The following is a 20,547-nucleotide window of genomic DNA, read 5'->3' on the forward strand; positions in this document are numbered from 1 at the left end:
ATCGGCCCCGGCGGGCCCTTGCGGGCTTCGGACGGCGGCGCCGGACTCGGTCCGGCGGTTGCCTACTACGTACGTACGAAAAGTGTCCCTCAGGACAGCGACCAGCGCGGTCCGGACGGGGTGTCCTCGATGGCGAGGCCGGCGTGCTGGAGCTGATCGCGGATGGCGTCGGCGGCGGCCCAGTCCTTGCGGGCGCGGGCGGCCTGGCGCTGGTCGAGGACGAGGCGGACGAGGGAGTCCACGACGCCGTGGAGGTCGTCGCCGCGGCCGGCGGAGGCGTCGGCCCACTGCTCGTCGAGCGGGTCGAGGCCGAGGACGCCGAGCATGGCGCGGACCTCCGCGAGGCGGGCGACGGCGGACTCCTTGTCGTCCGCGGTCAGGGCGGAGTTGCCCTGGCGGACGGTGGTGTGCACGATCGCGAGCGCCTGGGGGACGCCCAGGTCGTCGTCCATGGCCTCGGCGAAGGCGGGCGGCACCTCGGCGGCGGGCTCGACGGTCTTGCCGGCCATCTCGCAGACGCGCTGCATGAAGCCCTCGATCCGCGCGAACGCGGCCTCGGCCTCGCGCAGGGCCTCCTCGCTGTACTCGATCATCGAGCGGTAGTGCGGGGTGCCGAGGTAGTAGCGCAGGACGATGGGGCGCCAGTGCTTGACCATCTCGGAGACGAGGACGGAGTTGCCCAGCGACTTCGACATCTTCTCGCCGCTCATGGTGACCCAGGCGTTGTGCACCCAGTACTGCGCGAAGTCGTCGCCGAAGGCCTTGGCCTGGGCGATCTCGTTCTCGTGGTGGGGGAAGATCAGGTCGAGGCCGCCGCCGTGGATGTCGAAGGCGGTGCCCAGGTACTTGTGGGCCATGGCGGAGCACTCCAGGTGCCAGCCGGGACGGCCGCGGCCCCAGGGGGTCTCCCAGGAGGGCTCGCCGGGCTTGGCGGCCTTCCACATGGCGAAGTCGCGGGGGTCGCGCTTGCCGGTCTCGCCCTCGCCGGAGGGCTGGAGGAGATTGTCCAGCTCCTGGTTGGAGAGCTGGAGGTAGCCGGGGAAGGAGCGCACGTCGAAGTAGACGTTGCCGTCGGCGTCGTAGGCGTGGCCGCGCTCGATGAGGCCGCGCATCATCTCGACCATCTCGGTGACGTGGCCGGTGGCGCGGGGCTCGACGGTGGGCGGCAGGCAGCCGAGGACGTCGTAGCCGCTGTTGAAGGCGCGCTCGTTCTCGTAGCCGATGGACCACCAGGGGCGGCCCTGGTCCGCGGCCTTGTTGATGATCTTGTCGTCGATGTCCGTGACATTGCGGACGAAGGTGACGTCGTAGCCGCGGTAGGTGAACCAGCGGCGGAGGATGTCGAAGTTCAGGCCGGAGCGGATGTGGCCGATGTGCGGAGCGGCCTGCACGGTCGCGCCACACAGGTAGATCGAGACGCAGCCCGGAGTGAGCGGGGAGAAGTCGCGGATCTGCCGGGCGCTGGTGTCGTACAGGCGAATGGTCACGCAACCAGAGTAGTGGGCGTTCGGCAGTGCCCCCGGCAATCGGGGGCGTGGAAGGACGGGAACGAGGGGTTCCGCAGGGTTTCGAGAGAAATTACCCCCACTTGCCACCTATCTTCCTAATACGGCCTAATACGGCAAAAGTACAGATCTGCGTGATAGCTTCCCGGGCACGGCCTCACCTTCACCGCCTGGAGGGGCGTTGCACCCCACCCTGCCCGTACAGCACGAGGGAAGCCGCGGCCCCGTCCGGCTGGCCGCACTGGACGGGCTGCGGCTGTGCGCGGCGCTGATGGTGGTGGCGTACCACTACGTGGCGTTCGGCAGCGGGGCGTGGGCGGGCCCGCCGGCGGAGGTCTTCCCCGCGGCCCACGTGCCGGCGTCGTACGGGTGGCTCGGGGTGCAGCTGTTCTTCATGATCAGCGGCTTCGTGATCTGCATGAGCTGCTGGGGCCGGGGGCCCGGCGAGTTCGCCGTGTCGCGCGTCACCCGGCTCTTCCCCGCGTACTGGTTCTCCGTCCTGGCCGTCGCCCTCGTCGTCTGTCTGTGGCCGATGGCGGACGAAACCCTCCGTTCGCGGGACGTCGCCGTCAACCTGACCATGCTCCAGTCGCCCCTCGGGGTGAATGCCGTCGACGGCGTGTACTGGACGCTGTGGGTCGAGCTGCGCTTCTACCTGCTCTTCGCGCTGGTCGTCGCCGGGAGGGGGCTCACGTACGCACGGGCGGTCGGCTTCTGCGTGATCTGGGGCTTCGCGGCGGCCGTCGCGGCCGCGGTGGACGAGCCGCTGCTCGACCAGGTGCTGCTGCCGGAGGACTGCTGGTACTTCATCGCGGGCATCGCCTTCTACCTCATGTACCGCCACCGCCCGAACCTCGTGCTGTGGCTGCTGGTCACCGGGTGCTTCCTCGTCGCGCAGCACTGCCTGGTGGCGGCCCAGGGGCGGGCGGAGGGCCACATGGGCCACCGGGTGCCGCACTGGCCGACGGCGGTGCTGCTGGCCCTGTTCTTCGCCGCCATGGCGGCGGTCGCGCTCGGCTGGACGCGGCGCCTGGCGCACCGGTGGCTGACCGCGGCCGGCGCGCTCACCTATCCCCTCTATCTGATCCACGAGCGGGTGGGCTGGCTGGTGATCCGGCGGACGGCCGGCGCCGTGTCCCCCGCCGTCCTGCTGCCCGCGCTGGTGGCGGGGATGCTGGCGACGGCGTGGCTGGTGCACCGGCTGGTGGAGCGGCCGCTGGCGGGGGCCCTGCGGCGCGGGCTGCGGCGGGCGGCGGCGGAGATCCGGGCCGCCTCGCCGGGCGCGCCGCGAGCCGCCGCTCCGGACGCCCTGCAAGCCGCCGCTGCGGGGGCACCGCAAGCCGCCTCTCCGGGCTCACCACAAGATCGTCACAAGATCACCCCGGAGCCGTTCCAGGCCGGGGGTTGGAATTACGGCAGAGACAGGAGATAACTGTCACGGCGGGCCGGGGGGTCCTTGTGTCAGCATGCCCGCGGACGGCCCTCGTAGGATGAGCCGACCTGAGCCGATGGAGAGGACCACATGCGTTTCGCCAGCCGAGGAGATCTCGATGGCGGCCTGGCTGCAGCCGGACGGAAACCGGCCGCGCCCAGGCTTTACGTCCTGGACGGGCTCCGGATCGTCGCGGCCCTCATGGTCGTCTTCTTCCACTACGTGGCGCTGCGCGGCGGCTGGGGCCAGGACCCCGAGCACATCTTCCCCAATGCGTGGAAGTTCGCCCAGTACGGCTGGACCGGCGTCGAGATCTTCTTCCTCATCAGCGGCTTCGTCATCTGCATGAGCACGTGGGGCCGCTCGCTCGGGGACTTCTTCATCTCCCGGGTGTCGCGGGTCTACCCCGCCTACTGGGTGGCGATCCTCCTGACGGCCGCGGTCGTCTCGCTGTGGCCGCAGGTGCGGCAGGTCAACGGCGGCTTCGACGGCATCCTCACGAACCTGACCATGCTCCAGTCGGGGCTCGGGGTCTGGGACGTCGACGGCGTCTACTGGACGCTCTTCATCGAGCTGAAGTTCTACGTAATGTTCGCGGTCGTCGTGGCTACGGGCGTGACGTACCGCAAGTGCGTGCTCTTCTGCGTCCTGTGGACGATCGTCGCGCTGGCCTCGGTCCAGGCGGACATCAAGCTCCTCGACCAGTGGGCGATGCCGCTCTTCCAGCCGTACTTCGTGGCGGGCATCGCCTTCTACCTGATGTACCGCTACCGCCCGAACGCCCTGCTCTGGGGCATCGTCGCGATGTCGCTGCTGCTCGCCGAGCACCAGATCGGGCGCCGCGTCCGGGACAACACCACGCACCACATCCCCGACTGGCCCGCCAAGCTGATCGTCTTCGTCGCGTTCGTGCTGATGGCGCTGATCGCGTGCGGCGTGTTCAACCGGATGCAGTGGCGCTGGCTGTCGACGGCGGGCGCGCTCACCTACCCGCTGTACCTGATCCACCAGTACATCGGCATGACGGTCATCTACGGCCTGCGCGACCGCGTGCCCCGGCCCGCTCTGGTCGCCGGCCTGATCGTGGTGATGCTCTGCGCGGCGTGGCTGATGCACAAGCTCGTGGAGCGGCCGCTGAGCACCAAGCTGCGCAACGTGCTGCGCTCCAGCATGGAGGAGGTGCGGCAGCACACCCCGCGGCGTGCGGCGCCGGCTTCGCCGGGGGCGTCGCAGGCGGCTGCGCAGGGAGCCCCGCAGGGGGCCTCGCCGGTCCCCGAGCAGCACGGGGGGCGCGAGGAGGTCCGCGAGGGCGCGGTGGCGCAGCGGCTGCGGGCGTACGAGACGGGCACGTACGAGCAGCCGGCGGGCGACCGGGTGCCGGTGGGCCGGCCGGACGGGGCCTGAACCTCAGGGGCGCGGGCCTGAGCCGTACGGGCCGGGCTGTGTGCACGTACGGGCCGGGGCCCACGCCTGCCGGGCCGGTCTGAGCCGTACGGGCGCGTTCCGGCTTGTCCCGGCTTGTACGCGCCCCTTTCCCGCGCCGGCGGCATACGGTGAGCCCGATCGCGTACGCGCACGCTCCCCGGGAAGGATCCGCCGTGGCCGCCACGCTCTCCGACGACCTGAAGAAGCTCCTCGACGACGCCCCCGTCTTCGCGACCGTCGCCACGGTCCAGCCGGACGGCAGCCCTCAGCTCACGGTCACCTGGCTCACGCGCGACGGCGACGATCTGCTGATCTCCACGACGGTCGGGCGGCGCAAGGAGAAGAACCTGCGCCGCGACCCGCGCGTCACGGTGATGATCAATCCGCACAACGCGCCGTACACCTACGCCGAGGTGCGCGGCTCGGCCACGCTCACCACCGAGGGCGGCCAGGAGCTGATCGACGAGCTCTCGCGGAAGTACACGGGCAAGGACTACGCGGACTTCAACCCGGCGGCGAAGGACGACGCGGAGCGGGTGGTCGTACGGGTCACGCCCCGGAAGGTCGTGGGGTCGATCTAGACCCGGCGCCCCCGGTACCCCGGCATCACGACGCCGGAGAAATGCGCCCGCCCGGGCAAGAAGGCCCCGCCGCAGCGGTGCTCGGCCGCCACGGCGAGGGTCCGGCGGAACGCCCGGCCGCAGGCCTCGGCGGCCTAGTAGCCCGCCGCGCGAGCGACGAGCGCCGTCGCCACGGCCGTGAGGCCCTCCTCGCGGCCCGGGAAGCCCAGGCCGTCCGTCGTGGCGCCGGAGACCGTCACCGGGGCTCCCACGGCCTCCGAGAGGACCTTCTGGGACTCCTCGCGGCGCTTGCCGATCCGCGGGCGGACGCCGACGACCTGGACGGCGACGTTGCCGATGACGAAGCCGGCCTCGCGCACGATCCGGGCGGCCTCGGTGAGCAGCGTGACGCCGGAGGCGCCGGCCCACTCGGGGCGGCCGGTGCCGAAGTGGGCGCCGAGGTCGCCGAGGCCGGCGGCGGAGAAGAGGGCGTTGCAGGCGGCGTGGGCGACGACGTCGGCGTCGGAGTGGCCGGCGAGGCCGGTCTCCCCGGGCCACAGCAGGCCGCCGCACCACAGCTCGCGGCCTTCCTCGAAGGCGTGCGTGTCGGTGCCGATGCCCACCTGGGGCAGGGCGGGGAGCGGGCTAGAAGCCATCGTTGGCCCTCCTTCGGGCGAGTACGGCCTCGGCGAGGACGAGGTCGAGCGGCCGGGTGACCTTGAAGGCCTCTTCGTGGCCGGGCACGAGGACGACGGGGGCGCCGAGGCGCTCGACCATGCCGGCGTCGTCGGTGGCGCCCTCGCCCGCCGAGTCGGCGAACTTCTCGTGGGCGGCGTCCAGCGTGCGCCGGTCGAAGCCCTGGGGGGTCTGCACGGCCCGCAGGAGCGCCCGCTCGGGGGTGCCGGTGACGAGCTCGGGCTCGCCCTCGGCGGCGCCCGTGCGCGGCTCGACCTGCTTGACGGTGTCGGCGAGCGGCAGCGCCGGGACGACGGCGGGCGCGCCCTCGCGCACCGCGGTGATCACGGCGTCGACGGTGTCGACGGGCACCAGGGGGCGGGCGGCGTCGTGCACGAGGACGGTGGTGACGTCGGCCGGGAGGGCCGCGAGGCCGAGGCGGACGGACTCCTGGCGGGTCCCGCCGCCGGGGACGACGAGCACCTCGGCGCGGTCGTGGCCGCTGAGGGGGTGGTCGTCGAGGAGGGCGCGGACCTCGGCGGCGCCGTCCGGCGGGGCGACCACGACGACGAGGGAGACGGCGCGGGAGGCGGCCATCGCCCGGACGGCGTGGACGAGCATGGGGGTGCCGCCCAGGGCGCGCAGGGCCTTGGGGGCGCCCGGGCCGAGCCTGACCCCGCGGCCCGCGGCGGGGATCACGGCGGCAGTGCGCGAAGGAGTGACGGCAGGGGCTCGATCAGACATTGCGTTCGCGTTCAGGTTTGCTTCCTCGGCCGAATTGGGTATGGCCTGGGGAGTGCCGGGCAACAAGCCCCGACCAGCCCCTTCCGTGACAGCTGGGCGGGCCGGCTGCCCGGGCCCGGCACTCCAGCAGCACGGTGAGTGCGCGCACAGCACGGTGGGTGCGCGTGCCCGCATCCAGAGATGCCGCAGCGCCCGGCGGATGACTTGCGTCACCGCGCGGGCACCGCGGCACTTCTTTACGTCCGGTGCATCCCGTACGTACGGTTTTCACGTCACGCACGAGCTTCACGTCGCGCACGGTCTTCACGTCCGGTACCTGTGCGTCGTCGGGGACGCGAGGGCATCGGCATGCCGGCCGTTGACTCAACTCAAGGCCTCAGGACGCGAGGACCTCGTCGAGCAGGGCCTCGGCCTTGTCCTCGTTGGTGTTCTCCGCGAGGGCGAGCTCGCTCACCAGGATCTGGCGCGCCTTGGCCAGCATGCGCTTCTCACCGGCGGACAGGCCGCGCTCGCGCTCGCGGCGCCACAGGTCGCGCACGACCTCGGCAACCTTGATCACGTCGCCCGACGCGAGCTTCTCGAGATTTGCCTTGTAGCGACGGGACCAGTTCGTCGGCTCTTCCGCATACGGTGCGCGCAGCACCTCGAAGACCCGGTCCAGCCCATCCTGGCCGACCACATCGCGCACACCGACGAACTCCGCATTGTCCGCCGGCACCCGAACCGTCAGGTCACCCTGGGCGACCTTCAGCACCAAGTAGGTCTTGTCCACGCCTTTGATCTGGCGAGTTTCGATGGCCTCGATCAGCGCGGCCCCGTGATGGGGATAGACCACGGTGTCGCCAACCTTGAACGTCATGTGACAGGTACCCCTTCCGTGGCTATCCAGTCTAACACGGGAACTCCCCGTTCTGAATGGCGTTTTCGCAGGTCAGGGCATATCTCGGGGCTTGACAACAGCAACCGGGACGTGCTGCGGAGGGGTTCCGGAAGCGGGTATTCGCAGGTGGGAGCGGTTCTCCGGGCAGGGCGAAACGGGCACGTTACACGCGTGGAGAGCCGCTCGCGAGCGGTCGAACGTCCCGTTTTGCCGGGGTCCGCTCGGCTGACTTCCGCTACTCCGTTCGGGGCGCGGGCCGCGTTCACCGACCGGAATCCGGAATTGATCACCGCGAACTTGATCAATTCAGGAAGGCGTTCCGCGCGCCCGCGCATTCCGTACCGATAATGCGCACCGGCGCCCGCGGACATCCGCGCGGCGCGCACAGCGTCGATATTCGGCCGTGGGCCGGACCGGGCCGAAGTTGACCATGGGGGCGGGTCGGGTGCAGCCGCCTCCGAGGGGGTCGGTAACCTAAGCGCGCTGACACAACTCTTACACCTCTCACCTCGTCCAAGGAGATGCCGCCGCCGTGAGCAGCAGCCTTCGACGCGGCACTCTCGCCGCTACCGCCCTCGTGCTCTCGATCGCCTCGCTCTCCGCCTGCGCGGCGGGTAACAGCGCGCAGACGCTCGAGGTGAAGCCGGACAACGCCGCCACCTCGGTCGGCGACATCAAGCTCCAGAACGTCAACGTGATCACGCAGCCGGACCTCACCGCGAAGGGCCCCGCCGTGATCACCGGCCAGGTCTTCAACAACGGGCGCAAGGACCAGACGCTCCGCGCGATCAGCCTGCCCGGCAAGAACGGCGCCAAGGTCAAGCTCACCGCGGCCAAGGGCTCCGGCGACGTCGTCGTGCCGGCCGGCGGCTCGGTGCTGCTGGGCGGCAAGGGCAACGCCTCGGCGGTCCTGCCGGACGGCCGCGAGGCCATCAAGGACGGCGAGCAGCAGAGCCTGGCGTTCGACTTCAGCACCACGGGCGAGGTGCGGATCGGGGCGTTCGTCGTCCCGGCCACGAGCTACTTCAAGGACTGGGGGCCCAGCGAGGCCGCACCGACGCCGGCCGCGGGCAAGCCCGGCGGCGGCAAGCCGTCCGGTGAGCCGTCCGCGCCGGCGGGCACGCCCTCCGCTCCCGCGGGGAAGCCGAGCGGCAACGCGAGCCCGGGCGCGGGCGAGGCGTCCCAGGGCGCCCAGCAGCACGCCGGTCACTGATCGAGCAGAGCGTATGACGAAGGGCCCGGAAGCGTGATGCTTCCGGGCCCTTCGCTCGTACGGGTGAAGCTCGGCACGGCACCGCCCCGGCACGACACCGCCGGCACCGGCGCGTACGCCGCGATCCGCCGCGATCCGCCGGAGTCGGCCTACGGCTCGAACTTGTAGCCGAGGCCGCGCACCGTCACCAGGTAGCGGGGCGCGCCCGGGTCCGGTTCGATCTTGGCGCGGAGGCGCTTGACGTGGACGTCCAGGGTCTTGGTGTCGCCGACGTAGTCCGCGCCCCAGACCCGGTCGATGAGCTGCATGCGCGTGAGCACGCGGCCCGCGTTGCGCAGCAGCATCTCCAGGAGGTCGAACTCCTTCAGCGGGAGGTCGACCTTGGCGCCGGAGACCGTGACGACGTGCCGGTCGACGTCCATCCGGACCGGGCCGGCCTCCAGCGCGGCGGGGGTGACCTCCTCCGGCTCGCCGCGGCGGCGCAGCACCGCTCTGATGCGGGCGACGAGCTCCCGCGAGGAGAACGGCTTGGTGACGTAGTCGTCGGCTCCTATTTCCAGGCCGACGACCTTGTCGATCTCGCTGTCCTTGGCGGTCACCATGATGACCGGGACGTTGGAGCGGCCGCGCAGCTGCCGGCAGACCTCGGTGCCGGGCAGGCCCGGCAGCATCAGGTCGAGCAGGACCAGGTCGGCGCCGTTGCGCTCGAACTCGTCCAGCCCGTCGGGCCCCGTGGCCGCGACGGCGACCTCGAATCCCTCCTTGCGCAGCATGTAGGACAACGCGTCGCTGAAGGACTCTTCGTCCTCGACGACGAGTACTCGGGTCACGGAAGGACCTCCGGGGCGGGAAGGTGTTCGACAACGGGGTGGTGGGGGCTGCGGTCGCGGTCTCGGACCGCGCCCGCCTCGGGAAGTCGGAGGGTGAACGTCGAGCCTTGGCCCTCGGCGCTCCAGACCGTGACCTCGCCGCCGTGCGAGGCCGCGACGTGCTTGACGATGGCGAGACCGAGGCCGGTCCCGCCGGTGGCGCGCGAGCGCGCCGGGTCGACGCGGTAGAACCGCTCGAAGACCCGCTCGCGGTCCTTCTCCGAGATGCCGATGCCCTGGTCGGTGACGGCGATCTCGATCAGGGCGCCGCCGGGCGCCGCGATGTGGCGTGCGGCGATGCCGACGCGCGTACGGGCCGGACTGTAGTTGACGGCGTTCTCGACGAGGTTGCCGAGGGCGGCGGCGAGCTGGCCGCGGTTGCCCCAGACGTGCAGGTCGGCGGTGCCGCCGGCGGCCATGGTGATCTGCTTGGTGGAGGCCTGGTGGCGGCAGCGGTCGATGGCCTCGGCGACGAGTTCGTCGACGCGGACGGGCTCGGCGTCCTCCAGCGGGTCGTCGTTCTGCACCCGGGAGAGGTCGATGAGCTCCTGGACGAGGTTGGTGAGCCGGGTGGCCTCGATCTGCATGCGGCCCGCGAAGCGGTGGACCGCCTCGGGGTCCTCGGCCGCGTCCATGACGGCCTCGGAGAGCAGGGAGAGGGCGCCGACCGGCGTCTTGAGCTCGTGGCTGACGTTGGCGACGAAGTCGCGGCGGACGGCCTCGATGCGGCGGGCCTCGGTGAGGTCCTCCACCAGCAGCAGGACGAGCCGGGAGCCGAGCGGGGCGACGCGGGCGGAGACCGCGAGGGCCTCGCCGCGGCCGGTGCCGCGCCGGGGCAGGTCGAGCTCGACCTGGCGTATTTCGCCGTCCCGCCGGGTGTCGCGGGCCATCTGCAACATGGGCTCGACGGCCAGCTTCCCGCCGCGCACGAGCCCGAGGGCGTACGCGGCGGAGCTGGCCTTGACCACGGCATCGGCCTCGTCCAGGACCACGGCCGACGAGCGCAGCACCGAGAGCACGGTGTCGACGCCGGGCGGGAGCACGGCGTCGGTGTGCAGGGAGCTGCGGGTCGGGCGGGCCTGGTCGCGCTCGCTCCAGCGGAACGCGAGCATGGCGATCACGCCGGTGCACAGCCCGGCGAGCGCTGCCGCTGCGGCGAGGGCCGCGTCCACGTTCATGAGTCCAGGTTATGCGGGTCGTACGGACCGTCCACAGCCAAATGGGTACCGTCTCGAACACACGTTGCCGAGAGTTCACCTTGGCGTCGGTACTGGTTCACTCCGGAGCGCCGTGGCCGTCGCGTTTCGGCCGGACCGTGGGACCGTGGGCGGTCATACGGCTCGGCCCACTGTTTCACTCGGCAGAGAGAAGGTCAGGCAATGCGGGACGCGTACCACGAGGAGCTGGATTCGATCGGCGAGGGCCTGGTGGAGATGGCCCGGCTCGTCGGGTCGGCGATCGGGCGCGCCACGACGGCGATCCTGGACGCGGACCTCAAGCTCGCGGAGTCGGTGATCGCCGCGGACGCGAAGGTGGACGACCTCCAGCGGGATCTGGAGGAGCGCGCCGTCGCCCTGCTCGCGCGGCAGCAGCCGGTCGCCACCGATCTGCGGATCGTGGTCACCTCGCTGCGCATGAGCGCCGACCTGGAGCGCTCGGGCGACCTGGCCCAGCACGTCGCCAAGCTGGCGCGGCTGCGCTTCCCGGACACGGCGGTGCCGCGCGACCTGCACGCGACGATCCTGGAGATGGGGCAGCTGGCGCAGCGGCTGATGGCCAAGGCCGGCGAGGTGATCATCACCAAGGACGTCGACCTGGCGCTCCAGCTGGAGCAGGACGACGACGCGATGGACCTGCTGCACCGCACGCTCTTCCAGCACCTGATGGACGACCGCTGGAAGCACGGCATCGAGACGGCGGTCGACGTGACGCTGCTGGGCCGCTACTACGAGCGGTTCGCGGACCACGCGGTGTCGGTCGCGAAGCGCGTGGTCTACCTGGTCACGGGCGAGCACGCGGACGAGCTGACGCAGTCGGAGGGCCGGTCGGGCGGGGACGGCGACGCCTGAGCCGGGGCGTGCGAGCGAGGGAGTGCGGCGCCTCGTGAGTGCTTCCACGCGCCCTCCGTGCGCCCGTACATACGTACGCGAAGGGCATTGACGGACGGATCGGACGGTCTTTGACTTGGGGCAGGCAACCACCCTTCGAGGAGGTACCCGCACATGACCCAGACTCCTTCCGCACCGGCCAACGGCTGCCAGTGCGGCCCCGGCTGCTCCTGCGGCTGCCAGAACGGCGGCTCATGCCAGTGCGGCGGCAGCTGTAGCTAGCTCCTTCTCATCTCGCATGTCACTCACGGGAAGGACCCCCGGCCGGTGCTCCGGCCGGGGGTCCTCTCGCTTGCGGGCTCACTCGATCTCGGGATCCGTCTCGCTCTCGCCGGTTTCGCCGCCTTCGCCGGTTTCGGGTCCGGGAGGCGCCGGGGCGGCCGGGCCCGGCTTCTGGGCGGGGGCCTGGGGCTGCTGAGGCGGTGGCTGCTGTTGCTGCGGCGGCTGCGGCGGCTGCTCCTGGGGCTGCGGCTGCGGGGTCTCCTGCTGCGGCTTCTGCTGCGGCTGCGGTGCCGGTGCCGCGCCGGTCAGGTACGAGCTGACGACGACGTTGGCGTTGTAGAGGTGCTTCTTGCGGTCGTAGTCGCCGCCGCAGGTGATCAGGCGCAGTTGCGCCTCGTCGGTGTCGGCGGGGCCGTAGAGCTTGTCGGCGTCGAAGGGCTCGTTGGGGACGACGGCGATGTTCTCGACGGTGAACTCGGCGACGATCCCGTCCGTACGGGTCACGTGGATCTTCGCGCCGCGCTTGAGGACGCTGAGCCCGGCGAAGACGGCCGGCGCCTTCTGGGTGTCGACGTGGCCGACGATGACGGCGGGGCCCTCGCTGCCCGGCGAGGGGCCGTCCTTGTACCAGGAGACGGCGTCGGCCCGCTCGTACGGCGGCAGCTCCACGCCGCCGAGCTTGTCGAGGCCGTGGCTCTCGATCGGGGCCTTGAGCCCCAGGACCTTGATCTCCAGAGTCTGGGGGCCGGCCCCCGGCAACGGATCGCGTGCCGGGGGCAGACCATGCGCGTGGGGGTGGCTCTTGGCCGCGGTGGTGCCGCCGCGGCCCGAGGCCCGGGTCTCCGGCTCGTCGGCACTGCCGTTGCCGGTCAGGCACAGGGCCAGCAGCAAGGCTGCCCAGGCCACCCTCGTCAACAGGCGGTTGCGTTTACGGCCACCTGCACGCGCTTCTGACATGACGCCCGTTCGCTCCCCGTCAGTGCTTGACGGCGCCGGCGGTGCGGCGGCGGTACCAGATCAGGCCGCCGACGAGACCGGCGGTCGCGGTACCGGCCAGGATGAGCACCGGGGCGTCGGCCGACTCCGTGGAGGCCGCGAGCGCGGTGGCGCCACCGCCCGCGTGGGAGGAGTGGTGCGGACGGCCGTGGTCGTGGTCGCCCCGGCCGTGGTCGTCACGCCCGTGGTCGTCACCCCGGCCGTGGTCGTGGTCGCCGCGGCCGTGGTCGTGGTCACCTCGCCCGTGGTCGTGGTCGCCACGCCCGTGGTCGTGGTCACCCCGGCCGTGGTCGTGGTCGCCACGCCCATGGTCGTGATCGCCGCGGCCGTGGTCGTGGTCGCCACGCCCGTGGTCGTGGTCACCCCGGCCGTGGTCGTGGTCACCTCGCCCGTGGTCGTGATCGCCGCGGCCGTGGTCGTCGCGCCCGTGGTCGCCACGCCCGTGGTCACCCCAGTCGTCGTCGCGGTCACCCCAGCCGTCGTGGTCGCCGCGGCCGTGGTCGTCGCGGTCACCCCAGCCGTCGTGGTCATGACGGCCGCAGCCGCCGTGGTGGTGGTCGTCGTGGTCGTGGCGGCCGTGGTCGTCGTCGCAGCGCCCCGTAGCGGGAGCACCTGCGGCCTCGCCCACGTTCGGGGCGATGCTGCCCCCGAAGGCGTAAGCCGGGACGACGGGAGCCGCGACGACGGCGACGACAGTGGCTGCACCGCATATGGCGGAGCGGAATGAATGCATGGTGTTACCTCCTTGCTCCGAGGCTCACCTGTAGACCCGCCCGCCGCATCCGCACCGTATCCGTCTTGCTCCATTCGGTGACCAGGCAACCCGTTCGCCACAGCAGGAGGCCCCCCACCAGCGGTTTCACCCGCCGGCAGGGGGCCCGTAGCCCCATGACCCCCCGTCAGGGGGCCGGGGTCACTTCTTCTTGCCCTGGTTCTTCACGGCCTCGATGGCGGCCTTGGCGGCCTCCGGGTCGAGGTACGTGCCGCCGGGGGTGACCGGGCGGAAGTCGGCGTCGAGCTCGTAGGCGAGCGGGATGCCGGTGGGGATGTTCAGGCCCGCGATGTCCGCGTCGGAGATCCCGTCCAGGTGCTTGACCAGGGCGCGCAGCGAGTTGCCGTGGGCGGCGACGAGGACCGTGCGGCCGGCGAGGAGGTCCGGGACGATGCCGTCGTACCAGTACGGCAGCATGCGGACGACGACGTCCTTGAGGCACTCGGTGCGCGGGCGCAGCTCCGGCGGGATGGAGGCGTAGCGCGGGTCCTCGCTCTGGGAGAACTCCGAGCCGTCCTCGAGGGCGGGCGGCGGGGTGTCGTAGGAGCGGCGCCAGAGCATGAACTGCTCCTCGCCGAACTCGGCCAGGGTCTGGGCCTTGTCCTTGCCCTGGAGGGCGCCGTAGTGGCGCTCGTTCAGCCGCCAGGAGCGGTGAACCGGAATCCAGTGGCGGTCGGCGGACTCCAGGGCGAGCTGCGCGGTGCGGATCGCGCGCTTCTGGAGGGAGGTGTGGACCACGTCGGGGAGCAGACCGGCGTCCTTGAGCAGCTCGCCGCCCCGGACCGCCTCCTTCTCACCCTTCTCGTTCAGGTTGACGTCCACCCAGCCGGTGAACAGGTTCTTGGCGTTCCACTCGCTCTCGCCGTGGCGGAGGAGGATCAGCTTGTACGGTGCGTCGGCCATGCCCATGAGCGTAATCGACCGCGCAGGTGGCGCCGTGCGCGCTGCCCGGGAGGCCGCCGATTGACGGCGTGCGGCAATCGGATGGCAGGTTCACCTCAGGTGTGTGTAACTTGCGCTTAGCAGGTTCGACACTTACACATGGGGGGATCCGGAATGTCCGTCGCGCGCGTCAGACGAGCCGCGAAGGAGAGCGTCTCGGGTTTGCCCCGGGCCTTCTGGTGGCTGTGGGCCTCCACGCTCGTCAACCGGCTGGGCGCCTTCGTCTCCATCTTCCTGGCCATGTTCCTCACCGCCGACCAGGGGCACTCCGCCTCCTTCGCGGGGTTCGTCGGCGCGCTGCTCGGCCTCGGCAGCGTCGTGTCGTCGATCGGCGCCGGCGTGATGACCGACCGGCTGGGCCGCCGGCCCACCCTGCTGATCGCCCAGGCCTCGACCGCCGTGTCGGTGGCCGTGCTGGGCTTCATGACCGACCCGGTGGCCATCGCGGTCGTCGCGTTCGTCGTCGGCATGGCCAGCAACGCCTCGCGCCCCGCGGTGCAGGCGATGATGGCGGACATCGTCGCCCCCGAGGACCGGGTGCGGGCCTTCGCCCTGAACTACTGGGCGATCAACCTCGGCTTCGCGATCTCGTCGGTCGCCGCGGGCTTCGTCGCCGAGTACAGCTATCTGATCGGCTTCCTCGGCGAGGCCGCGATGACGATGCTCTGCGCGGTGCTGGTGTTCGTGAAGCTGCCCGAGTCGCGGCCGGACGCCGTGGGCGGCGCGGCCGCGGGCCCGGGCTCGGGCAAGGGCGGCGAGCCCGCCGTCAGCATGGGCACCGTGATGCGCGACGGGCGCTTCATGGCCGTGGTCGGCCTGTCCTTCCTCATCGCCGTGGTGTTCCTCCAGTCCCAGGTCGCCCTGCCGGTGGCGATGGCGGACGGCGGGTTCTCCACGAAGGACTTCGGCATGGCCATCGCCGTCAACGGCGTCCTGATCGTCGCCGTCCAGATCCCCGTCACCCGCTTCATCGAGCACCGGGACCAGCGGCTGCTGCTCGTCCTCGCGGCGCTCCTCGGCGGCTACGGCTTCGGGCTCACCGCCTTCGCCGGCTCGCTCGCGGTGTACATGCTGACCGTCTGCGTGTGGACGCTCGCGGAGATCATCAACTCGCCCATCCAGATGGGCCTGGTCGCCCGGCTCTCGCCGGTCCACGGCCGCGGCCGCTACCAGGGCATGTACACCCTGTCGTGGTCGGCGGCGTCGCTGGTCGCGCCCATCGCGGGCGGCACGGTCATCGACCGGTTCGGCGCGGACGCGCTCTGGGCCGGCTGCGCGGTGGTGGGGACAATCACGGCGGTCGGGTACTGGGTGCTCATGCGGCGGGTTCCGGGGGCGGCGGGTCCCGCGACCGAGGGGCCCCGGGACGGGTCCTCCGAGGAGCCCGATCCGGTTCCCGCAGCCGCGGACCCGGCGGGGTCGCCGGCGTAAGCCCTCGGCGGGGTCGCCGACGGAGGCCTTCGGCGGACGGACGGCGGAGGCCCTCGGCGGACGGACGGCGGAGGCCCTCGGCGGACGGACGGCGCGGTTCGGCACCGCCGGGCTGCGCCGTTGTGGTGTTCCGCCGTTGCGGCGGAGGGATCTTGCCCGGACCGCCCGGATGGCGCCACCATGCCGCCGGCCCGGCTCTCGGGCCGCGCGGTCAGTGGAGTCGGCGCGCCGTCATGAACCCGCGGGTCCGGCCCCGCCCTCGTCGGCCTGATCCGCCGTCAGGCGCGCGAACGCCTCCAGGTTCCGCGTCGACTCCCCCCGCGCCGTCCGCCACGCGTACTCCTTGCGGATGGCGCTCGCGAACCCCATCTCCAGCAGCGTGTTGAAGCTGCCGTCGGCGTTCTCCAGCACCGTCCCGAGGATCCGGTCGAGCTCGTCCGGGGTGACCGCGGCCAGCGGCAGCCGGCCGACGAGGTAGATGTCACCCAGTTGGTCGAGCGCGTAAGCCAGCCCGTACAGCCGGGTGTTGCGCTCCAGCAGCCAGCGGTGCACCGCCTCGTGGTTCTCGTCGGGGCGGCGCACGACGAAGGCGTTGACCGAGAGCGAGTGCTTGCCGACGACCAGGGAGACGGTCGTGGAGAGCTTGCGCGTGCCGGGCAGCTTCACCACGTACGTGCCGTCGGCCGGGTTCTCCCATTCGAGCCCGGCCTCGTGGAACGTCTGCTCGATGACGGATTTAGCGTCAGACATGCGATGAGCGTAGGCGACGCCGCCGCTCCGCCATCGCCTCGGTGTACACCTCGGCCGTGGCGGCCGCGGCCGTGTCCCAGCCGAAGCGGCGCGCGTGGCGGGCCGCGGCCTCGCCCATCCGCCCGGCCAGGCCCGGCTCGTCGGCGAAGCGGCGCAGCACGGCGGCGTAGTCGGCGGGGTCGTGGCCGTCGACGAGGAAACCGCTCTCGCCGTCCCGCACGGCCACGGGCAGGCCGCCGACGGCCGCCGCGAGGACGGGCGTGGCGCAGGCCTGGGCCTCGGCGGCGACGAGCCCGAAGGACTCGCTGTGGGAGGGCATGACCAGGACGGACGCGGCCCGGTACCAGTCGGCGAGCTGCTCCTGGCCGACCGGCGGGCGGAAGCGGACGACGTCGGCGATGCCGAGGCGCGCGGCGAGCTTCTGGAGCCCCTCGGGCTTGGCGAGGCCGCTGCCGCTGGGGCCGCCGACGACGGGCACGACGATGCGGCCGCGCAGCTCGGGCCGCTCGTCGAGGAGGACGGCGACCGCGCGCAGCAGGACGTCGGGGGCCTTGAGCGGCTGGATGCGGCCGGCGAAGAGCGGGACGAGGGCGTCGGCGGGCAGGCCGAGCCGCTCGCGGGCGGCGGCGCGGCCGCTGCCCGGGCCGTCGCCGGGCGCGCCGCCCGGGGTGAAGCGGTCGAGGTTGACGCCGGGGTGGACGACGGCGACCTTGCCGGGGTCGGCGTCGTAGTGGTGGATCAGCTCCCGCGCCTCGCCCTCGGTGTTGGCGATGAGCCGGTCGGCGGCGCGCACGATCTGGGTCTCGCCGATGACGCGCGTGTCGGGCTCGGGCGTGTCGCCCGCGGCCAGGGCGGCGTTCTTGACCTTGGCCATGGTGTGCATGGCGTGGACGAGGGGGACGCCCCAGCGCTCGGCGGCGAGCCAGCCGACGTGCCCGGAGAGCCAGTAGTGGGAGTGGACGAGGTCGTAGTGGCCGGGCCGGTGGCCGGCCCACGCCTGCATCACGCCGTGCGTGAAGGCGCACAGCTGCGCCGGCAGCTCCTCCTTGGCCAGCCCCTCGTACGGGCCGGCGTCGATGTGCCGGACGAGGACGCCGGGCGCCAGCTCGACGGCGGGCGGGAGGGCGCCGGTGGTGGCGCGGGTGAAGATCTCGACCTCGATGTTGATCGCGGCGAGCCGCTTGGCCAGCTCCACGATGTACACGTTCATCCCGCCGGCGTCGCCGGTGCCGGGCTGGTGGAGCGGCGAGGTGTGAACGCTGAGCATCGCGATGCGGCGGGGCTTGCGGGGGGCGCCGAGGCGGCGCAGCGGGGTGCCCGCGAGGGTGCCGAGCGCGCGGCCGCGGCGGGCGCCGAGCCTGGATGCGTACTGGCTCACCGTGCGTGTCCTCCGTCAGCGTGAGGGGTGGGGGCGTGCGTCACCGTTATCAACGGTGCAACGCCACGGGGCGGAGTCGCATTTCCGCTTTGCCAAAGAGTGACCCAGCCCTCGTCCGGCCGGTGTCCGGCCGCCCTGACCAGCGCCTACTCTCGAAGGCATGGCCGTACGCACCTCCGCTCCCCCCAGCCGCCCCGTCGGCGCGGTGACCCGGGGTACGACCAATCCGAACCGGCTGCGCCGCATGGACCGCTGGATAGCCGACGCCCACGGGCCCGGGCTGCGCCGCAGCGCCGACCCGGTCGCCGTCGACCTGGGCTACGGCGCCGCGCCCTGGACCGCGGTCGAGCTGCTCGGGCGGCTGCGCACGGTGCGGGCGGACGCGTCGGTCGTCGGCATAGAGATCGAGCCCGCGCGCGTCGAGGGCGCCCGGCCGTACGCCCGGGACGGCCTGTCCTTCCGGCACGGCGGCTTCGAGATACCGCTCGACGGCGGGCGGCGGCCCGCGCTGATACGGGCGGCGAACGTCCTGCGGCAGTACGACGAGGCCGCGGTCGCCGCCGTCTGGGACCGGCTCCGGGCGCGGCTCGCGCCGGACGGGCTGCTCGTGGAGGGCACGTGCGACGAGATAGGGCGGCGGCACGTGTGGGTCGCGATCGGCCCCGAGGGGCCGCGCACGGTCACCTTCGCGGCCCGGCTCGGCTCCCTGCACACCCCGTCCGACCTGGCCGAACGCCTCCCTAAGGCGCTCATCCACCGCAATGTTCCCGGCGAGCCGGTGCACGCGTTCCTGCGCGACTTCGACCGGGCGTGGGCCGCCGCGGCGCCCTACGCCGCGCTGAGCGCCCGGCAGCGGTGGATCCGTACGGTGGCCGCGCTGCGGGCGGACTGGCCCGTGGTGGACGGGCCGCGCCGGTGGCGCCAGGGAGAGGTCACGGTGGCGTGGGAGGCCCTGGCACCTCGCGGCTAGCGGGGCCCACTCGTACGGGCTGATGCGGCGGCAAATTCCGCCGGACCCTCGCCGTGGGGGTTTCGCGCCGTTGCGGCGGCAAAAATTTTTGCGGGCCGGTCAGCCGGCGGCTCCGGTGCCGGACAGCACCGCCAGCAACGCGTCCACGAGCTCCTTGTCCCGCTCCTCCGTCAGCCGTTCCCTCGCCTCCCCCGGCGGCAGCCACTCCACGCGGTCCACCTCGCGGCTCGGTACGAACGTGCCTTCCGTCGCCCGCGCGGCCCAGTAGCGGACCTCCTTCGGGCGGCCGGCCGCCACGTAGAAGGCCGTGGGCAGCGCCGCACCCGGCTCGCACTCCATGCCGGTCTCCTCGCGGACCTCGCGCAGGGCGCCCCCCAGCGCGTCCTCACCGCGCTTGAGCTTGCCTTTCGGATGCGACCAATCGCCATATTTCGGCCTATGGACCAGCGCGATCTCCAGGCCTCCGCCGTGCCCCCGCCGCCACAGCACGCAGCCGGCGGCCCGCAGCGTCGTCGTCTCCCCCGTCATGACGGCGCCGCCACCGTGACCCGCTGCCAGATCCGGCCGAAGGCGAAGCGTGAGGCCTCGACCTCGTGGCGCTGGTCGGCGTGGAGGATGCCGAGGGCGTAGGCGGTGGCCGGGGCGATGCGCGGGGTGCGGGCGGCCGCGGCGGCGGCCGCGGCGGCCTCGGCGGCGTCGCGGTGCCGGTCGAGGGCCTGGCCGGCGCCGAGGAGGCGGACGGACAGGGCGGGGTCGGCCTCGGTCCGGAGGTGTTCGTCGAGGACTTCCTGGGCGTACCGCCGCAGCCGTACGAGCCGCCGGACCTGGTGCCAGGGCGCGTCCTGCCGTCCCTCGGCGGGCGGCCCGTCGGGGGCCGGGGAGGCGGCGAGGCCATGGGCGAGGGCTTCGGCGTTGTACGGGTGGCCGGCGGTGGACAGCGGGAGCGCGTCGACGGCCTCGGTGAGCCGCCGCTGGGTCTGCTCGGCGAGCCGGGGCAGGGCGTCGTGGGCGGGGACGGCGCGCGCGCCGGGGTCGAGGGGCGCCTCGGAGGCGAGCAGGGCCGCGGCGTCGGCCACCGCGTGGAAGCGCGAGGTGCCGAGCGCTTGCAGGGCGGCGGAGTGGGCGCGCGTCCGGGCGAGGGTGAGCTGCCGTTCCAGCAGGGCGCCGGCCCGGGCGGCGCCGACCGTCAGGCCGCAGCCCGCCGCGCCGCCGCCCTCCGTGCCGGACAGCCGGTGCAGCGCCCCCCGCAGCCGGGCGAGCCGCGCCGCGTAGGCATGCTCCCGCCCCAGCAGCTCCGACAGCCACACCAGCTCCGTACGGATCTGGTCCGTCCAGTCGGTGTCCGTCAGCGGGCGGTAGACGTAGAGGGCGCCGGCGATGCGCCGGGCGGAGCGGCGCAGCAGCCGGGCCGCCTCCCCCGCCTCGTCGGCGTCGGCGCCGCTCTCGCCGTGGAGGCGCAGGCTGCGCAGGAACTCCACCGCCTGGGTGTGCAGATAGCCGGCCAGGACGTCGCCCGCGGCCGCCGTGCCGGCGGAGCCCGCGGGGCCGGCGAGGCTCGCGGGAGCGGGGCCTGCGGCGGTGCGCACGGCCGGGTACTTCGTCGTCATCGTGTCGCGCCCCCCGGCGGCGGTGTCCTCAAGCGCGGCGAGCGCGCCCGTATCCGTGTCTGATTGCG

21 protein-coding genes are annotated in these 20,547 nt (G+C 72.6%); 9 read left to right on the top strand and 12 right to left on the bottom strand.

Features of this window, described 5'->3' with window-relative positions; translation table 11 throughout:
• Positions 1 to 89: 89 nt before the first annotated feature.
• Entirely contained in the window at positions 90 to 1,487 is a 1,398-nt protein-coding gene (cysS, locus tag D7231_RS21255) for a cysteine--tRNA ligase (RefSeq protein ID WP_120757060.1), read from the bottom strand.
• Positions 1,488 to 1,686: 199 nt separating this feature from the next.
• On the opposite strand from cysS, the gene D7231_RS21260 reads away from it, so the two are divergent.
• The 3 genes from D7231_RS21260 to D7231_RS21270 all read left to right on the top strand — a co-directional run bounded on the left by D7231_RS21260 (position 1,687) and on the right by D7231_RS21270 (position 4,943).
• Positions 1,687 to 2,937 carry an acyltransferase family protein gene (locus tag D7231_RS21260; RefSeq protein ID WP_241999831.1) on the top strand — a complete coding sequence of 417 codons (1,251 nt, stop codon included), beginning with the start codon at positions 1,687 to 1,689 and terminating at the stop codon, positions 2,935 to 2,937.
• Positions 2,938 to 3,027: 90 nt separating this feature from the next.
• Positions 3,028 to 4,341, top strand: coding sequence for an acyltransferase family protein (locus D7231_RS21265; protein WP_120757061.1), 1,314 nt, complete (start codon positions 3,028 to 3,030; stop codon positions 4,339 to 4,341).
• Positions 4,342 to 4,535: 194 nt separating this feature from the next.
• Positions 4,536 to 4,943, top strand: a complete 408-nt coding sequence (locus D7231_RS21270; RefSeq protein ID WP_120757062.1) for a PPOX class F420-dependent oxidoreductase — start codon at positions 4,536 to 4,538, stop codon at positions 4,941 to 4,943.
• Between the two features lie 134 nt (positions 4,944 to 5,077).
• Here D7231_RS21270 and ispF read toward each other — a convergent pair whose 3' ends face one another.
• The 3 genes from ispF to D7231_RS21285 all read right to left on the bottom strand — a co-directional run bounded on the left by ispF (position 5,078) and on the right by D7231_RS21285 (position 7,200).
• Positions 5,078 to 5,578, bottom strand: a complete 501-nt coding sequence (ispF, locus tag D7231_RS21275) for a 2-C-methyl-D-erythritol 2,4-cyclodiphosphate synthase (protein ID WP_120757063.1) — start codon at positions 5,576 to 5,578, stop codon at positions 5,078 to 5,080.
• Complete coding sequence (ispD, locus tag D7231_RS21280) at positions 5,568 to 6,341, bottom strand: 2-C-methyl-D-erythritol 4-phosphate cytidylyltransferase (RefSeq protein ID WP_120757064.1); 774 nt, start codon at positions 6,339 to 6,341, stop codon at positions 5,568 to 5,570. Before ispD ends, ispF begins: the two co-directional genes overlap by 11 nt.
• Before the next feature lie 376 nt (positions 6,342 to 6,717).
• Positions 6,718 to 7,200, bottom strand: a complete 483-nt coding sequence (locus D7231_RS21285; RefSeq protein WP_003953493.1) for a CarD family transcriptional regulator — start codon at positions 7,198 to 7,200, stop codon at positions 6,718 to 6,720.
• A gap of 553 nt (positions 7,201 to 7,753) precedes the next feature.
• On the opposite strand from D7231_RS21285, the gene D7231_RS21295 reads away from it, so the two are divergent.
• Together D7231_RS21295 and D7231_RS38145 are read left to right on the top strand one after the other, a co-directional pair.
• On the top strand, positions 7,754 to 8,434 hold the full coding sequence (locus tag D7231_RS21295) for a DUF461 domain-containing protein (protein WP_120757065.1): 681 nt from the start codon (positions 7,754 to 7,756) through the stop codon (positions 8,432 to 8,434).
• A gap of 36 nt (positions 8,435 to 8,470) precedes the next feature.
• Entirely contained in the window at positions 8,471 to 8,602 is a 132-nt protein-coding gene (locus D7231_RS38145) for a hypothetical protein (RefSeq protein ID WP_267470757.1), read from the top strand.
• Here the strand turns inward: D7231_RS38145 and phoP are convergent.
• Together phoP and phoR are read right to left on the bottom strand one after the other, a co-directional pair.
• The gene (phoP, locus tag D7231_RS21300) at positions 8,584 to 9,264 is read right to left on the bottom strand and encodes a two-component system response regulator PhoP (RefSeq protein WP_031183999.1); all 681 of its coding nucleotides are present in this window, start codon (positions 9,262 to 9,264) and stop codon (positions 8,584 to 8,586) included. The genes D7231_RS38145 and phoP overlap by 19 nt on opposite strands.
• Positions 9,261 to 10,481: a two-component system sensor histidine kinase PhoR gene (gene phoR, locus D7231_RS21305; RefSeq protein WP_120757066.1), complete on the bottom strand. Its 1,221-nt coding sequence runs from the start codon at positions 10,479 to 10,481 to the stop codon at positions 9,261 to 9,263. Before phoR ends, phoP begins: the two co-directional genes overlap by 4 nt.
• A 201-nt stretch (positions 10,482 to 10,682) precedes the next feature.
• Between phoR and phoU the strand changes: the two genes are divergently transcribed.
• Positions 10,683 to 11,372, top strand: a complete 690-nt coding sequence (gene phoU, locus D7231_RS21310) for a phosphate signaling complex protein PhoU (RefSeq protein WP_120757067.1) — start codon at positions 10,683 to 10,685, stop codon at positions 11,370 to 11,372.
• A 339-nt stretch (positions 11,373 to 11,711) separates the two neighbouring features.
• Here the strand turns inward: phoU and D7231_RS21315 are convergent, their stop codons facing one another.
• Entirely contained in the window at positions 11,712 to 12,539 is an 828-nt protein-coding gene (locus tag D7231_RS21315) for a class F sortase (RefSeq protein WP_338419869.1), read from the bottom strand.
• 226 nt (positions 12,540 to 12,765) lie between these two features.
• Here D7231_RS21315 and D7231_RS36575 point away from each other — a divergent pair, with 226 nt between their 5' ends.
• Positions 12,766 to 13,356 (top strand): hypothetical protein, encoded by a 591-nt coding sequence (locus D7231_RS36575; protein WP_158673791.1) that lies wholly within the window; start codon positions 12,766 to 12,768, stop codon positions 13,354 to 13,356.
• A 186-nt stretch (positions 13,357 to 13,542) separates the two neighbouring features.
• On the opposite strand, the gene D7231_RS21325 is transcribed toward D7231_RS36575, so the two are convergent.
• On the bottom strand, positions 13,543 to 14,304 hold the full coding sequence (locus D7231_RS21325; protein ID WP_120757181.1) for a phosphoglyceromutase: 762 nt from the start codon (positions 14,302 to 14,304) through the stop codon (positions 13,543 to 13,545).
• Between the two features lie 153 nt (positions 14,305 to 14,457).
• Between D7231_RS21325 and D7231_RS21330 the strand changes: the two genes are divergently transcribed.
• A complete protein-coding gene (locus D7231_RS21330) occupies positions 14,458 to 15,774 on the top strand; it encodes an MDR family MFS transporter (RefSeq protein ID WP_120757069.1) in 1,317 nt (438 codons plus the stop codon).
• Between the two features lie 231 nt (positions 15,775 to 16,005).
• On the opposite strand, the gene D7231_RS21335 is transcribed toward D7231_RS21330, so the two are convergent.
• Complete coding sequence (locus D7231_RS21335; protein ID WP_120757070.1) at positions 16,006 to 16,524, bottom strand: type III secretion system chaperone family protein; 519 nt, start codon at positions 16,522 to 16,524, stop codon at positions 16,006 to 16,008.
• Positions 16,517 to 17,902 (bottom strand): D-inositol-3-phosphate glycosyltransferase, encoded by a 1,386-nt coding sequence (mshA, locus tag D7231_RS21340; protein ID WP_120757071.1) that lies wholly within the window; start codon positions 17,900 to 17,902, stop codon positions 16,517 to 16,519. The genes D7231_RS21335 and mshA overlap by 8 nt, the downstream gene beginning before the upstream one ends.
• Before the next feature lie 160 nt (positions 17,903 to 18,062).
• Between mshA and D7231_RS21345 the strand changes: the two genes are divergently transcribed.
• A complete protein-coding gene (locus D7231_RS21345; protein ID WP_120757072.1) occupies positions 18,063 to 18,872 on the top strand; it encodes a class I SAM-dependent methyltransferase in 810 nt (269 codons plus the stop codon).
• Positions 18,873 to 18,971: 99 nt separating this feature from the next.
• Here D7231_RS21345 and D7231_RS21350 read toward each other — a convergent pair whose 3' ends face one another.
• Complete coding sequence (locus D7231_RS21350; RefSeq protein ID WP_120757073.1) at positions 18,972 to 19,400, bottom strand: NUDIX hydrolase; 429 nt, start codon at positions 19,398 to 19,400, stop codon at positions 18,972 to 18,974.
• Entirely contained in the window at positions 19,397 to 20,479 is a 1,083-nt protein-coding gene (locus D7231_RS21355; RefSeq protein ID WP_120757074.1) for a CHAD domain-containing protein, read from the bottom strand. The genes D7231_RS21350 and D7231_RS21355 overlap by 4 nt, the downstream gene beginning before the upstream one ends.
• Positions 20,480 to 20,547 lie beyond the last annotated feature (68 nt).

It is taken from the genome of Streptomyces klenkii, assembly GCF_003626645.1.
Classification (GTDB): Bacteria; Actinomycetota; Actinomycetes; order Streptomycetales; family Streptomycetaceae; genus Streptomyces; species Streptomyces klenkii.

Bases quoted from the DNA above. Each gene is read 5' to 3' on its own strand.
- D7231_RS21285 (WP_003953493.1), bottom strand. From the start codon at position 7,200: ATGACGTTCAAGGTTGGCGACACCGTGGTCTATCCCCATCACGGGGCC.
- D7231_RS21325 (WP_120757181.1), bottom strand. From the start codon at position 14,304: ATGGCCGACGCACCGTACAAGCTGATCCTCCTCCGCCACGGCGAGAGC.
- D7231_RS38145 (WP_267470757.1), top strand. From the start codon at position 8,471: ATGCTTCCGGGCCCTTCGCTCGTACGGGTGAAGCTCGGCACGGCACCG.
- phoU (WP_120757067.1), top strand. From the start codon at position 10,683: ATGCGGGACGCGTACCACGAGGAGCTGGATTCGATCGGCGAGGGCCTG.
- D7231_RS21330 (WP_120757069.1), top strand. From the start codon at position 14,458: ATGTCCGTCGCGCGCGTCAGACGAGCCGCGAAGGAGAGCGTCTCGGGT.
- D7231_RS21355 (WP_120757074.1), bottom strand. From the start codon at position 20,479: ATGACGACGAAGTACCCGGCCGTGCGCACCGCCGCAGGCCCCGCTCCC.
- D7231_RS21335 (WP_120757070.1), bottom strand. From the start codon at position 16,524: ATGTCTGACGCTAAATCCGTCATCGAGCAGACGTTCCACGAGGCCGGG.
- ispF (WP_120757063.1), bottom strand. From the start codon at position 5,578: ATGGCTTCTAGCCCGCTCCCCGCCCTGCCCCAGGTGGGCATCGGCACC.
- D7231_RS21265 (WP_120757061.1), top strand. From the start codon at position 3,028: ATGCGTTTCGCCAGCCGAGGAGATCTCGATGGCGGCCTGGCTGCAGCC.
- phoR (WP_120757066.1), bottom strand. From the start codon at position 10,481: ATGAACGTGGACGCGGCCCTCGCCGCAGCGGCAGCGCTCGCCGGGCTG.
- D7231_RS21350 (WP_120757073.1), bottom strand. From the start codon at position 19,400: ATGACGGGGGAGACGACGACGCTGCGGGCCGCCGGCTGCGTGCTGTGG.
- ispD (WP_120757064.1), bottom strand. From the start codon at position 6,341: ATGTCTGATCGAGCCCCTGCCGTCACTCCTTCGCGCACTGCCGCCGTG.
- D7231_RS21345 (WP_120757072.1), top strand. From the start codon at position 18,063: ATGGCCGTACGCACCTCCGCTCCCCCCAGCCGCCCCGTCGGCGCGGTG.